The following is a 13,158-nucleotide window of genomic DNA, read 5'->3' as shown; positions in this document are numbered from 1 at the left end:
AGGAAAGTCAATGAAATCAACGATCTACCAACACCACCTCCGCGCCAGTGCTAGCTTTTCGTACCGTCACTTATTGCACTGAAAACGAGGAGACCCCAATGGCTGCCCGGCCCTTCGCTGCGAACGCCGCTGGGCTCGTCAAAGCTCATCACGATCAGGCGCGGACTCAAACTCAGCAGGCGTGCGCTCAGCGAAGACGCGCAGGCGCGCTCCAGCCGCGCGTCGACGATGGCCAGCTGCGGTGCAGACACCCGCGCCTGGCGCAACGCATCCTCCGGATCGGGAATCCAGTGCACGCACGCGGCCTGCGGCCAGCGGCTGGCCAGCGAGCGCACCCGCTGCAGGTGTTCACCGCGCGGGCACACCAGCAACACCTGGAGCACCGGGGCCTCGGGCACAGGGATCAAAGGGGCATCGTGCGCAATGGCGAGGGCTTGCATGGGGACTTTCCGGGCGGGCGCAGATACAAACGGTTGCACCTTGCGCACGGGTCCACTGTCGCGCGCCGCCAGCCGCGCGGCTGCCGGGAATGCTGGACAAGGGCCGCCGGGATGACCCTCGGCGTCGGCCCTTGGGGTGCCGACCCTGATGCTTCATTAGCGATTCTGATGAATCAGGCACTTGAAACGTCCAGCACTTAAAATACGGGTTAACCCTTAGAGAGTTCCCATGTTGAAGTTGTTTCAAACCTTGTTCCAGACGCCCCGCTTTCAGGCCGGCGTTCGTGTCAACCGCCTGCACCTGGGCAGCCTGGACCGCACCGACGGTCGCGTCGTGGCCCACACCGACGAGGGCGTGCTCGTCGAATGGCCGCGCAACGGCTCCGGCTGGGAGCGGCCCAACGCGCTCTGCCAGCAAGGCTGATCCACACGCAGACCGGCATGACGCCCAAAAAAAACGCCAGCATCTGCTGGCGTTTTGCATGGTGGCCCGGCGCGGGATCAGGTGCGCACGCGTCCGTCGCCCGTGAGCATCGAGAGCTCGGCGTAGCGTGAAGCCACGTGGTTGGTGGGACTCAGCGACACCGAATACCCCCCGATGGAGGTGGTGCCGATCGACTCCAGCCCGCTGATGAGGCCATCGCGCGTGATGCGCGAACCCGAGCGGCGCAGGCCTTCGGTGAAAAGCCGCGCGGCCAGGAAACCTTCCATGCTGGAGAAGTTGGCCTGCACCTTGTTGCCGCCCTTGACGATGGCCTCCTGGAACTCGCGCGAGATCGGCTTGGACCCGGAGTACGGCGTGGGCATCACCTGCGACACCACCACACCCGCACCGTCCTTGCCCAGCTCGTCGGCCAGCGCCTGCGTGCCCACGAAAGACACGTTGTAAAAAGTGCCGCCGTAACCCGCCGCCTTGGCCGCGCGGATGTAGGCCGCGCACGACTTGTAGGCACTGATCTGCACCACCGCATCGGGCTTGGCTGCGTTGATCTTCTCCACCGCCTGCGCCACGTCCACCGAGTTGCGCTCCACCGTGGCCGTGGCCACGGGCTCCAGGTTGCGCGATTTGAGCGCGAGCACCGTGCCGTCGAGGCCGGCCTTGCCGTAGGCGTCGTTCTGGTGGAACACCGCGATCTTCTTCAGGCCCAGGTTGGTGAGCTGGCGCACGATGAGCTCGGTCTCGTCGTTGTAGGACGCGCGCAGGTGGAAGGCGAGCCGGTTGAACGGCTGGCGCAAACCCATGGCACCGGTGAAGGGAGCGAAGAAAGGCATGTCGGCCTTGAAGGCCAGCGGCAACGCGGCCACGCTGGTGGGCGTGCCGATGTAACCGAACAGCGAGAACACGTCGGCAGAGATCAGCTTGTTGGTGTTCTCTGCACAACGGTCGGGCTCGTAGCCGTCGTCGAGCTGCAGGATTTCCACGCGCTGCTGGTTCACGCCACCCTGGCCATTGAGCTGGTCAAAAAACAGCTTGGCGCCGGCATGAAACTGGATGCCCAGCTGCGCCGCGGGACCGGTGAACGCAGCCGACTGGCCCAGCATGATGCGGTTGCCGGACTGCGCCCGCAGGCTGGGGGCACCGAGCGCGGCCACGCCGGCAACGAAGCCGCTGAAACGGCGGCGCGAAATGCCGGGAACAGTGGTGGATGTCATGGGGTGGTCGGCTCCGGAAAGGGCAGCGGAGGCCGGCGCAATCTGCGCCTGGACCCCCGACAGCATTGCAAGGATGTGTGTGTCTGGATGCTACTCACCCCGGTGCAGTAGCACGACGCACTTGGTCCAGCCAGCGTGCCGCTCATCGGGCTGCTGGCCCCACAAACCTCCCGCTTTGCCCGTGTTTCAGTCGTCCTGGCGCAGGTTCGGGAAGTCGCTTTCCAGAAACTCGGCCGGGCCGCGGGCGCCCGCCACCTGCCGCTCCACCTCTTGCGCGCGCAGCTGGACGCGGCGGATCTTGCCCGAGATGGTCTTGGGCAATTCGGTCACGAACTCGATGCGGCGCACCCGCTTGTAAGGCGCGAGCTGCTGGCGCGCGAACGCAAAGATGGCCTCGGCCAGCGCCGGCCCCGGCGTGAAACCGGGCGCGAGCAGCAGGTAGGCCTTGGGCACTGCGGTGCGCACCGGGTCCGGGCACGGCACCACCGCCACCTCCACCACCGCCTCGTGTTCGATCAGCGCACTCTCCAGCTCGAAGGGGCTGATGCGGTAACCCGAGGCCTTGAACACGTCGTCGGCACGGCCGACGAAGGTGAGGTAGCCGTCGGCATCGCGCGCGGCGGTGTCGCCCGTGTGGTAATGACCGTCCCGCATGACCTCGGCGTTTTTCTCGGGCGCATCGAGGTAGCCCACCATCAGGCCGAGCGGGCGTTCGCGCAGGTCGATGCAGACCTCGCCCTCGTCGGCTTCGTGGCCATCGGCATCCAGCAGCGTGATCTTGTAGCCCGGCAGCGGCAGGCCCATGGAGCCGGGTTTGAGCGGCAGGCCCGGCGCGTTGCCCACCTGCGCGGTGGTCTCGGTCTGGCCGTAACCGTCGCGCAGCGTGAGCCCCCAGGCCTTGCGGATCTGCTCGATGATTTCCGGGTTCAGCGGCTCGCCCGCGCCAATGACCTCGCGCAGCGCGAGCCGCCCTTGCCACGCGGCCAGGTCTTCCTGGATCAGCATGCGCCACACCGTGGGCGGCGCGCAGAGGCTGGTGATGCGGCAGCGCTCCAGCACGGCCAGCAAGCCCTGCGCGCTGAAGCGCGGCGTGTTGTAGATGAAGACGCAGGCGCCTGCATTCCAGGGTGCAAAAAAGCAGCTCCACGCGTGCTTGGCCCAGCCGGGTGAGGAGATGTTGAGGTGCATGTCGCCGGCCCTCAAACCCAGCCAGTACATGGTGGACAAGTGGCCCACCGGGTAACTCTGATGTGTGTGCAACACCAGCTTGGGCTGCGAGGTGGTGCCCGAGGTGAAGTACAGCAGCATCGGGTCGGTGGCGCGGGTGGTGCCCTGCGGATCGAACGCGACGGCCGCGTCTTTGGATGCGGCGAAATCCACCCAGCCCGGCTGCGGCGCACCCACGCAGATGCGCGAGAAAGCACCCGTGATCGCTTCGAACTTGGGCACCTGGACGGCGCCCACCACCACGTGCTTCACACCGCCGCGCGCGATGCGGTCGCGCAGGTCGTCGGGCGTGAGGAGCGACGTGGCCGGGATCAGCACCGCGCCCAGCTTGATGGCCGCCAGCATGGTCTCCCACAGCGCGCTTTCGTTGCCCAGCACCATGAGTACACGGTCGCCGCGCTGCACACCCTGCGCGCGCAGGAAGTTGGCCACCTGGTTGGAGCGTTGCGCGAGCTGCGCGAACGAGAATCGCTCCTCGGTGCCGTCGGCGTCCACGATCCACAGCGCAGTGGCGTCGTTTCCGGCGGCCATGGCATCGAAATGATCGATCGCCCAGTTGAAGTCGGTGAGCTCGGGCCAGCGGAACTGCGCGCTGGCCGCAGCGGGGTGGCCCCTCAAGGCCAGCAACTGGTCGCGGGACTTCAGAAAGGCTTGGGCACTGGCGCTGGGCGGGTGGTTCATGTTGTCTCGTTCGTGTGGGGTTGCGGGGGACGGGACCATCGTAGACGCCGCGCAGGCGCGACAGCCGCTCAGTACTTTCCCTAGGCCGCATGTGCGCTGCGTCGGTACACATTCGCACAGACACCCGGCATGCCACACCCACCCAAACACCCGTCCACGCCCGGCCCGTCTGCGCAAACGCGCACGGCCGGTCTGTTTTTTGCCACGCCCGAGCAGCGTGTGGCGCTCGCACGCGAGATGTTTTTTGACGAGGGCCAGCGTCCCTCGGGGCTGGTGCCGGAGCTGGTGATCCAGTCGTGGATGCGCTGCACAGTGGCCAACCGCCGCCCCTGCGAGCCGATCAACCTGGAGCCGGTGACCAAGGCGCGCATCGCCAGCGCGCTGGCGCGCAACCGCCTGCTGCTGCAAGCCGCCAGCCACGACCTGCAGCAGCTCGACGCCGCCCTGGCCGGCACGCCGTGCAAGGCCCTGCTCACGGGGCCCGACGGCGTGTTGATCCAGGCCACCCCCACCGCGCGCGGCGAAGGCCGGCTCATGCCGCACGTGGCGCGCGTGGGACTCAACCTCGACGAGCACCACATGGGCACCACCGCACCCAGCGTGGTGACGCGCACCGGCGAGGCCTGCGTGGTGCGCGGCGCCGAACACTTTTTCACCGGCGTTTCCATCATGCAGTGCGCAGCTGCGCCCATCCGCAATGCGCGGGGCGATCTGGCCGGCGTGCTCGACCTGTCCACCGAAGGCGAGGCCTTCCGCTTCGACGCCGCAGCCATGGTGCGGCTCTACGCCACCGCGATTGAAAACCGCCTGTTTGAAGCGCAGTCGGCGGCGCTGCTGTTGCTGCGCTTTCAGTCGAGTCCGGCGCTGCTGCACACGCCGCTGGAAGGTCTGGCGGCGGTGGACGGTCTGGGCCGCGTGGCCTGGCTCAACCAGACCGGCGCCAGCCTGCTCGGCACCGAGCGCGTGCCTGCCCGGCCCACCGATGCCGAGGTCTTGTTCGGACTCGGTCTGGAAGAACTGCTGGCGCTCTCCCACCGGGGTCAGGCCCAGCCTCGCCAGTGCCCCAACGGCCTCACCCTGTGGATACAGGCGCGCACGGACACCCCCCGGGCGAGCGCCATCGAGCCCCCGCTTGCGCCCGAGACCGGGGTGGCCACAGCCACCGACGCGCCCGCCATCCCGACCCTGAACCACGCCAACCGCGCGCTGATCGAAGCCACGCTGGCGGCCTGCGACGGCAACGTCTCGCGCGCGGCGCGCCGGCTGGGTGTGTCGCGCGGTCTGCTGTACCGCCGCCTGGGCGAGTGGCGCGGCGGACACTGAAACTGTTCCACGTCAGAACAATTTTCCGGGTGGGAAAACCCGAGGTGGTGAGCGACGGAAAAACGGTTGACGATACAACAGTCCACCCACGGTGACAGACGACTTCCGACAACAAAACTGGAGACAACGACATGAACCTGAAGCGCCAGATCATGAGCGGTTTGATGATGGCCTCCCTGCTGGGCGGTGTGCAGGCCCAGAGCCTGGCCGACCTGCAGAAGGACAACCTCACGCCCGGCGACGTGCTGACCTACGGCATGGGCTACAACAACCAGCGTTACAGCCCGCTCAAGCAGATCAACACCGGCAACGCGGCCAAGCTGAGCCCCACCTGGGCCTACAGCCTGAACAACCCGCAGGGCCAGGAGTCGCAGCCCATCGTGCACGACGGGGTGATGTACATCACCACGCACAACACCACGGTGGCGCTCAACCCGCTGACCGGCAAGCAGCTCTGGAAGCAGGAGATCGAACTGCCGCAGGACGTCTTCAAGATGGCCTGCTGCGGCATCCTGAACCGCGGCGCCGCGATCTTCGACGGCAAGCTCTACCGCAGCACGCTGGACGCCCACGTGATCGCGCTCGACCTCAAGACCGGCAAGCAGCTCTGGAAGAGCAAGGCCGCCGACTACCTCGATGGCCAGGCCATGACCAGCGCCCCGTTGATCGCCAACGGCGTGGTGCTGACCGGCATTGCCGGCGGCGAATACGGCACGCGCGGTTTCATCGACGCCTGGGACCCGGCCACCGGCAAGAAGCTCTGGCGCTTCTTCACCACCGCAGCACCGGGCGAAAAGGGCGGCGACACCTGGCCCGGCGACACCCACCTCAAGGGCGGCGCACCCACCTGGCTGACCGGCGCCTACGACCCCGAGCTCGACCTCGTGTACTGGGGCACCGGCAACGGCGGCCCGTGGAACCCCAACGCTCGCGTGGGTGACAACCTCTACATCAACACCGTGCTGGCCATCCGGCCCAAGACCGGTGAACTGGTGTGGCACTACCAGTTTTCGCCCAACGATCCCTACGACTACGACTCCACCGAAGTCGGCATGCTGGTGGACATGAAGATCGGTGGCAAGAACCGCAAGGTGCTCACCCAGGCCAACCGCAACGGCTTCTTCTACGTGCTCGACCGGGCCACCGGCGAACTGCTCGCCGCCAACCCCTACGTCAAGGTCAACTGGGCCGACCGCATCGACCTCAAGACCGGCCGCCCCGTGCTCTCGGCGACCGACAAGAAAGCGCGCGCCGGTGAAGACGTCGAAATCTTCCCCTCGGTGCTCGGCGGCAAGAACTGGACCCCGATGTCGTGGAACCCGGCCACGGGTCTTGCCTACGCCAACACCCTCAACATCAGCTGGCCCTACCAGCTGGCCAAGCCCGAATACAAAAAGGGCGAGTGGTACCTGGGCGTCAACTTCCGCGGCGTGAACATGCCCAAGGACCAGCCGCACGGCTACCTCAGCGCCATCGACCCCATGACGGGCAAGAGCAAGTGGCAGATGGCCTGGCCCGGCCAGCCGAGCATGGCCGGCACGCTGTCCACTGCAGGCAACCTGGTGTTCACCGGCGCTGCCACGGGTGAGTTCATGGCGGTGGATGCGCGCAACGGCAAGAAGCTGTGGGAGTTCCAGACCGGCTCCGGCATCATCGGCTTGCCCGTGACCTGGGAACACAAAGGCAAGCAGTACGTGAGCGTGGTCTCGGGCGCCGGTGGCGTGTGGGCCTTGCTGGGCGACGAGCGCATGGGCCAAACCCCCGCTGGCGGATCGCTCTGGACCTTCTCACTCAATTGAAGAACCGCTGACGATGCGACAACCGCTGATGTGGTTGTGCGGCGCGGCCCTGATCGGGGCCGCGCACGCACAGACAACGCCACCGCCGACCTTCGATCTGGCGGCCATTGAAAAAGGCCGCGAGCAGTACCACCGCACCTGCGCGCAGTGCCATGGCCGCAACATGGTCAACGCCGGCACCACCGTTTACGACCTGCGCCGTTTCCCGCAAGACCAGCCCGACCGCTTCGTGCAATCCGTGGTCAACGGCAAGGGCAACATGCCCTCCTTCAAGGACGCACTCGACATGCAGGCGGTGCAGGCCCTCTGGGCCTATGTCGGTTCGCGTGGCGGCAAGGAGCCCTGACATGAAATCGATCCTGTGCGGCGTGTTGTTGGGCCTGAGCGCATTCGCCACCCACGCCGCCGAGCCACTGACCGTGTGCATGAGCGAAGACAACGCGCCGCTCTCCTACCGGACCAAAGGCCAGGTGGCCGGCTTTGATGTGCTGCTGGCGCGGGCGATTGCCAGCGAACTCGGGCGCGAGCTGCGCGTGGTGCCGTTCGAGTCCGAGGTGGAGAAAGAGACGATGCTCACCCACGAGGTGAACGCCCTGCTCTCCGCCGGCATCTGTGATCTGGTGAGCGGCTTCCCGCTGCTGGCCAGCGACCTCGGCGCCCCCACCCGCGAGCGCTTCAAGACACCCGATTACCCCGGCGCCAAACGCCAGCGCGACCGCCCCTTCGTGCCGCTCGGTACGCTGGTGGCCAGCCGCCCTTACCAGGGCACGGCGCTGTCCATCGCGCAGCGGCCGGGGCAAGCGCCCGTGCGCACCCTGGCCGATCTTCGCGGACGCAAGGTGGGCGCGGTGGCCGGCACACTCGAAGGCACCCTGATCTCCATGTACCGGGGCGGCTATCTGCACACCAGCATGGTCTCGATGGGGCAGCGCGAAGACCCCTGGAGCGCGCTCGACACGGGCCGCGTGGACGCCATGCTCATGACCAGCACCGCAGTGGACGCGCGCCGACTGATGCAACCTGCCAGCCCGGTGCAGCTTGCCGACTTCCAGCGTTCACTGGGCATCAACCTCGGCTTCGTCGCGCTGCAAGGCCAGAGCACGCTGCTCGACGCCACCAACCGCGTTATCGCACGCAGCCAGACCAACGGCGAGATGCAGCGCTGGGCCACCGAGGCCGGCTTGCGGCTGCTGCTCCCCAACCAACCCGATGTGGCGAGCACGCTGTCGTTGCCCGCACTGATGGCCGACTGACAGCACCGCAGGTCGCCTCATCCCCCACCTGTGGTGGGCGACGGCACGCGTGCGTGATAGGTTCGTTATTTCGCATCAGCGCAGTGCCGTCACATGAACCTCCAACGCTTTCTCGATGCTCAGGCGCCTGTCTACGACCGGGCGCTGGAGGAGCTCAAGGCGGGTTGCAAACAGAGCCACTGGATCTGGTTCGTGTTCCCGCAACACCGCGGCCTGGGCTGCAGCCAGCGCGCCCAGTTCTACGGCATCGAGTGCCTCGACGAAGCCCGGGCTTTCCAGAAACACCCGGTGCTCGGCCCACGCCTGCACGAGTGCACCACCGCCGTGCTGAGCCACACCCGGAAATCGGCCAGCCAGATCCTGGGCGCACCCGACGACCTGAAGTTTTTTTCGTGCATGACGCTGTTCAGCGAAGCCGCACCCGAAGAGCTGGTGTTCCGCCTCGCATTGCAAGCGTTTTTCAACGGCGCCAAAGACCCGGAGACCCTGCGGCTCTGCGGCCTCACCTCGCGCAAGCCCCTGAGCGTGCGCGCCGCCACCAGCGGCAACCAGCACAACCTGTCTGCGGTGTCCGAACCGCACATGCGCTGAGGGGCTGCGGGCGTCGGCCCGCCGGCGCTATGGCTTTCATTGCCAAAATTGCGTTGATCCATCAAGGCGCAAACACTACAGTGATCCCTCACCCATCGCCCAACAAAGGAGATCACCATGTCCGAAGCCCAATGCCCCTTCTCAGGCGGCGCTCCCCGAAACGCGATTGCCGGCACAGCGACCAACGCCACCTGGTGGCCCAACCAGCTCAATGTGAAGCTGCTCAACCAGAACTCCCCCCTGACCGATCCGATGGACGAAGCGTTTGACTACGCTGAAGCCTTCAAAAGCCTCGACCTCGATGCGGTGGTCAAGGACCTGACTGCGTTGATGACCGACTCGCAGGACTGGTGGCCTGCCGACTACGGCCACTACGGACCGTTCTTCATCCGCATGGCCTGGCACAGCGCGGGCACCTACCGCATTGCCGATGGGCGCGGAGGCGCAGGCGCCGGCATGCAGCGGTTTGCGCCGCTCAACAGCTGGCCCGACAACGGCAACCTCGACAAGGCGCGCCGCCTGTTGTGGCCGATCAAGCAGAAATACGGCAGCAAGCTCTCGTGGGCCGACCTCATGGTCCTTGCGGGCAACGTGGCCCTGGAGTCCATGGGCTTCAAGACCTTCGGGTTTGCCGGCGGCCGCCCCGACGTGTGGGAACCCGAAGAGGTGTACTGGGGTCCCGAGTCTGAGTGGATGGGCGACAAGCGCTACACCGGTGACCGCGTGCTGGAGAACCCGCTCGGCGCGGTGCAGATGGGCCTGATCTACGTGAACCCCGAAGGCCCCAACGGCAATCCGGATCCGCTGGGCTCGGCGCGCGACGTGCGCGAGACCTTCGCCCGCATGGCGATGAACGACGAAGAAACCGTGGCGCTCACCGCCGGTGGCCACACCTTCGGCAAGTCCCACGGCGCGGCCGATCCGGGCAAGTACGTGGGCGCCGAGCCCGAAGGCGCCGGCATCGAAGAGCAAGGTCTGGGCTGGAAGAACAGCTTTGGCAGCGGCAAGGGCGCCCACGCCATCACCAGCGGCATCGAAGGCCCCTGGACCCCGACGCCCACGACCTGGGACAACAGCTATTTCGAAACGCTGTTCGGCAACGAGTGGGAGCTGACCAAGAGCCCCGCCGGCGCGCACCAGTGGAGGTCCAGGAATCCCGACGCGGCAACGGCACCCGACGCACACGACCCGACCAAGCGCCAGGCCACCACCATGACCACAGCCGACATGGCCATGCGCATGGACCCGGTCTATGAAAAGATCTCGCGCGATTTCATGGCCAACCCGCAAAAGCTGGCGGACGCGTTTGCACGCGCCTGGTTCAAGCTCACGCACCGCGACATGGGCCCGCGCGCCCGCTACCTCGGCCCGTTGGTGCCGAAAGAAGAGCTGATCTGGCAAGACCCGGTGCCCGCCGTTGACCACCCGCTGGTCAACGAGCAGGACGTGGCTGCGCTGAAGTCCCAGCTGCTGGCCTCCGGCCTGTCCATCGCGCAACTGGTCTCCACCGCGTGGGCCTCGGCGTCCACCTTCCGCGGCTCCGACAAGCGCGGCGGTGCCAACGGCGCACGCATCCGCCTGGCGCCGCAGAAAGACTGGGAAGTCAACCAGCCGGCCGAGCTGGCCAAGGTGATCGCCAAGCTGGAGTCTGTGCAACAGGCGTTCAACGCCGCGCAAGCCGGCGGCAAGAAGATCTCGCTGGCCGACCTGATCGTGCTGGGCGGCTGTGCAGCGGTCGAGGCCGCCGCGAAGAAGGCGGGCCACAACGTGACCGTGCCGTTCTCGCCCGGCCGCACCGACGCCACCCAGGCCCAGACCGACGTGCACTCCTTCGCGCCGCTGGAGCCCGTGGTGGACGGCTTTCGCAACTACGCACGCAAGGGTTTCGAGTCGACGGCTGCCGAGCGTCTGCTTGACAAGGCCAACCTGCTCACGCTGACCGCACCCGAGATGACCGTGCTGGTGGGTGGCCTGCGTGCGCTGAACGCGAACGTGGGGCAAGCCGCCCACGGCGTGTTCACCCAACGGCCCGAGACGCTGACCAACGACTTCTTTGTCAACCTGCTCGACATGGGCACCACCTGGCAGAAGTCGGCCAATGCTGCGGGCGTGCTGGAAGGCCGCGACCGCGCGACCGGCCAGGCCAAGGGCACGGCCACCGTGGTGGACCTGGTCTTCGGCTCCAACTCCCAGCTGCGGGCACTGGCCGAGGTGTATGCCAGCGCCGACGCGCAGCAGAAGTTCGTGCGCGACTTCGTGGCGGCCTGGAACAAGGTCATGAACCTGGACCGCTTCGATCTGGCGTGATGGCGCCAAACCCACAAGGAAGGGGCCGAAAGGCCCCTTTTTTTCGTCTGTGCAATGCACAGGTGTCCAGCTTTCCCTACACAAGGCGCGCAGGGGCAGGTCGATATGAACGCACAACCTCAAAGATCTGGAGCCCTTCATGCGACTGAACACCCCCGTCACCCAGCGCGAATACGAATTCCCGGACAACGCCACGCTGATGTCGACCACCGACACGCAGAGCCACATCACCTACGCCAACGCGGCGTTCGTGGACGTGAGCGGGTTCACGCTGGAAGAAATCCAGAACCAGCCGCACAACCTGGTGCGCCACCCCGACATGCCCAAGGAAGCCTTTGGCGACATGTGGGCCACGCTCAAGGGCGGCGAGCCGTGGACCGCGCTGGTGAAAAACCGCCGCAAGAACGGCGACCACTACTGGGTTCGCGCCAACGCCACCCCGGTGATCCGCAATGGCCAGCACCAGGGCTACATGTCGGTGCGCACCAAGGCCACGAAAGAGGAAATCGCCGGCGCCGAGCGCCTGTATGCCGACATGCGCGAAGGCCGCGCCAGCCACCTCAAGCTGCACAAGGGGCTGCTGCTGCGCACCGGCCTCATGGGCTTCACCTCCATGTTCAAGACCATGCGGGTGCGCACCCGCATCCGGCTGCCACTGATCGGCCTGCTGGGCGCCATGTTGGGTGGCTCCTGGGCGCTCGGTCTGAGCGGTGTGCAATGGGCCGAATTCGCCGGGCTGTCCACCGTCGCGGTGGGCCTGGCAGCATGGTTTCTGGAGAGCCAGATCGCCGGCCCGCTCGAAGCGCTGCGCACGCAGGCCCTGCGCGTGGCCAGCGGCGAGAGCCAGAAGGCCGCCCACATGGACCGGGTGGACGAGATCGGCATGACGCTGCGCAGCATCAGCCAGCTCGGCCTGATGTTCCGCTGGCTGATCGACGACGTGAGCGCGCAGGTGCTCACGGTGCAGACCGCCGTGAGCGAAATCGCCCAGGGCAACAACGACCTGAGCCAGCGCACCGAGCAGGCCGCTTCCAGCCTGCAGGAAACCGCCGCCTCCATGGAACAGATGACGGCCACCGTGCGGCAGAACGCCGACACCTCGCGCCAGGCCAACCAGCTCTCGGGCACGGCCAGCGAAGCGGCCTCGCGCGGCGGTCATGCGGTGGCGCAGGTGGTCACCACCATGACCGACATCACCGAGAGCTCGCGCAAGATCGCCGACATCATCGGCGTGATCGACGGCATTGCGTTCCAGACCAACATCCTCGCGCTCAACGCGGCGGTGGAAGCGGCGCGCGCCGGTGAACAAGGCCGTGGCTTTGCGGTGGTGGCCGGCGAGGTGCGCAACCTCGCGCAACGCAGCGCCGCAGCCGCCAAGGAAATCAAGGGCCTGATCGGCGCGAGCGTGGACAAGGTGGAAGCCGGCTCGCGCCTGGTGAACGACGCCGGCAAGACCATGGACGACATCGTCCAGCAGGTCAGCCGCGTGTCCGACCTGATCAGCGAGATCAGTGCGGCCACCATCGAGCAAAGCGGTGGCATCCAGCAGGTGAGCCAGGCGGTGGGCCACCTCGACCAGGTGACGCAACAGAACTCGGCCCTGGTCGAGCAGGGTGCAGCGGCCTCGGCCAGCCTGCAGCAGCAAACCAGACGTCTGGTCGAAGCGGTCAGCGTGTTCCGCTAGGCAAGACCTGAAGCAGGATCGCCGACCAGATCAGGCGCTGGTCGGCCTCGCTCAGCGGCCCGGTGCCCTGGCTGCCCAGAAACCACCCGATGTGCTCGTCGAAGGGGTCTCCTCGTTTTCAGTGCAATAAGTGACGGTACGCAAAGCTAGCACTGGCGCGGGGGTGGTCTGGGTAGACCGTTGATTTCATTGACTTTCCT

The 13,158-nt window shown here is 66.6% G+C and carries 11 protein-coding genes; 8 read left to right on the top strand and 3 right to left on the bottom strand.

Translation table 11 applies throughout. The features are described from left to right. Positions 1-50: 50 nt before the first annotated feature. A complete protein-coding gene (locus B7Y64_RS18275) occupies positions 51-440 on the bottom strand; it encodes a hypothetical protein (RefSeq protein WP_291325755.1) in 390 nt (129 codons plus the stop codon). A 229-nt stretch (positions 441-669) separates the two neighbouring features. Here B7Y64_RS18275 and B7Y64_RS18270 point away from each other — a divergent pair, with 229 nt between their 5' ends. Continuing rightward, on the top strand, positions 670-864 hold the full coding sequence (locus B7Y64_RS18270) for a hypothetical protein (protein WP_291325757.1): 195 nt from the start codon (positions 670-672) through the stop codon (positions 862-864). Between the two features lie 77 nt (positions 865-941). Here the strand turns inward: B7Y64_RS18270 and B7Y64_RS18265 are convergent, their stop codons facing one another. Continuing rightward, the gene (locus B7Y64_RS18265; RefSeq protein WP_291325758.1) at positions 942-2,093 is read right to left on the bottom strand and encodes an ABC transporter substrate-binding protein; all 1,152 of its coding nucleotides are present in this window, start codon (positions 2,091-2,093) and stop codon (positions 942-944) included. A gap of 186 nt (positions 2,094-2,279) precedes the next feature. Continuing rightward, entirely contained in the window at positions 2,280-4,001 is a 1,722-nt protein-coding gene (locus tag B7Y64_RS18260) for an AMP-binding protein (RefSeq protein ID WP_291325760.1), read from the bottom strand. Between the two features lie 129 nt (positions 4,002-4,130). Between B7Y64_RS18260 and B7Y64_RS18255 the strand changes: the two genes are divergently transcribed. The 7 genes from B7Y64_RS18255 (at position 4,131) to B7Y64_RS18225 (ending at position 12,958) form a co-directional block, all read left to right on the top strand. Beyond that, positions 4,131-5,324, top strand: a complete 1,194-nt coding sequence (locus B7Y64_RS18255; RefSeq protein ID WP_291325761.1) for a helix-turn-helix domain-containing protein — start codon at positions 4,131-4,133, stop codon at positions 5,322-5,324. A 131-nt stretch (positions 5,325-5,455) separates the two neighbouring features. Further along, positions 5,456-7,123, top strand: a complete 1,668-nt coding sequence (locus B7Y64_RS18250; protein WP_291325763.1) for a PQQ-dependent dehydrogenase, methanol/ethanol family — start codon at positions 5,456-5,458, stop codon at positions 7,121-7,123. 13 nt (positions 7,124-7,136) lie between these two features. Beyond that, positions 7,137-7,469, top strand: a complete 333-nt coding sequence (locus tag B7Y64_RS18245; RefSeq protein ID WP_291325765.1) for a c-type cytochrome — start codon at positions 7,137-7,139, stop codon at positions 7,467-7,469. A 1-nt stretch (position 7,470) separates the two neighbouring features. Then, positions 7,471-8,376: a transporter substrate-binding domain-containing protein gene (locus B7Y64_RS18240; protein ID WP_291325766.1), complete on the top strand. Its 906-nt coding sequence runs from the start codon at positions 7,471-7,473 to the stop codon at positions 8,374-8,376. A 93-nt stretch (positions 8,377-8,469) separates the two neighbouring features. Further along, positions 8,470-8,967, top strand: a complete 498-nt coding sequence (locus B7Y64_RS18235; RefSeq protein WP_366444474.1) for a DUF1810 domain-containing protein — start codon at positions 8,470-8,472, stop codon at positions 8,965-8,967. 117 nt (positions 8,968-9,084) lie between these two features. Beyond that, the gene (gene katG, locus B7Y64_RS18230; protein ID WP_291325768.1) at positions 9,085-11,274 is read left to right on the top strand and encodes a catalase/peroxidase HPI; all 2,190 of its coding nucleotides are present in this window, start codon (positions 9,085-9,087) and stop codon (positions 11,272-11,274) included. Between the two features lie 139 nt (positions 11,275-11,413). Next, positions 11,414-12,958: a PAS domain-containing methyl-accepting chemotaxis protein gene (locus tag B7Y64_RS18225; protein ID WP_291325770.1), complete on the top strand. Its 1,545-nt coding sequence runs from the start codon at positions 11,414-11,416 to the stop codon at positions 12,956-12,958. Positions 12,959-13,158 lie beyond the last annotated feature (200 nt).

The organism is Acidovorax sp. 35-64-16, assembly GCF_002281195.1.
GTDB lineage: Bacteria > Pseudomonadota > Gammaproteobacteria > Burkholderiales > Burkholderiaceae_C > Acidovorax > Acidovorax defluvii.
The sequence above is the reverse complement of the archived record's forward strand: the minus strand, read 5'-3'. Positions and strand labels throughout refer to the sequence as shown.

Excerpts from the sequence above, each read along its gene's own strand:
- B7Y64_RS18245 (WP_291325765.1), top strand. The coding sequence starts at position 7,137 with ATGCGACAACCGCTGATGTGGTTGTGCGGCGCGGCCCTGATCGGGGCC.
- B7Y64_RS18255 (WP_291325761.1), top strand. The coding sequence starts at position 4,131 with ATGCCACACCCACCCAAACACCCGTCCACGCCCGGCCCGTCTGCGCAA.
- B7Y64_RS18240 (WP_291325766.1), top strand. The coding sequence starts at position 7,471 with ATGAAATCGATCCTGTGCGGCGTGTTGTTGGGCCTGAGCGCATTCGCC.
- katG (WP_291325768.1), top strand. The coding sequence starts at position 9,085 with ATGTCCGAAGCCCAATGCCCCTTCTCAGGCGGCGCTCCCCGAAACGCG.
- B7Y64_RS18225 (WP_291325770.1), top strand. The coding sequence starts at position 11,414 with ATGCGACTGAACACCCCCGTCACCCAGCGCGAATACGAATTCCCGGAC.
- B7Y64_RS18250 (WP_291325763.1), top strand. The coding sequence starts at position 5,456 with ATGAACCTGAAGCGCCAGATCATGAGCGGTTTGATGATGGCCTCCCTG.
- B7Y64_RS18275 (WP_291325755.1), bottom strand. The coding sequence starts at position 440 with ATGCAAGCCCTCGCCATTGCGCACGATGCCCCTTTGATCCCTGTGCCC.
- B7Y64_RS18265 (WP_291325758.1), bottom strand. The coding sequence starts at position 2,093 with ATGACATCCACCACTGTTCCCGGCATTTCGCGCCGCCGTTTCAGCGGC.
- B7Y64_RS18235 (WP_366444474.1), top strand. The coding sequence starts at position 8,470 with ATGAACCTCCAACGCTTTCTCGATGCTCAGGCGCCTGTCTACGACCGG.
- B7Y64_RS18270 (WP_291325757.1), top strand. The coding sequence starts at position 670 with ATGTTGAAGTTGTTTCAAACCTTGTTCCAGACGCCCCGCTTTCAGGCC.
- B7Y64_RS18260 (WP_291325760.1), bottom strand. The coding sequence starts at position 4,001 with ATGAACCACCCGCCCAGCGCCAGTGCCCAAGCCTTTCTGAAGTCCCGC.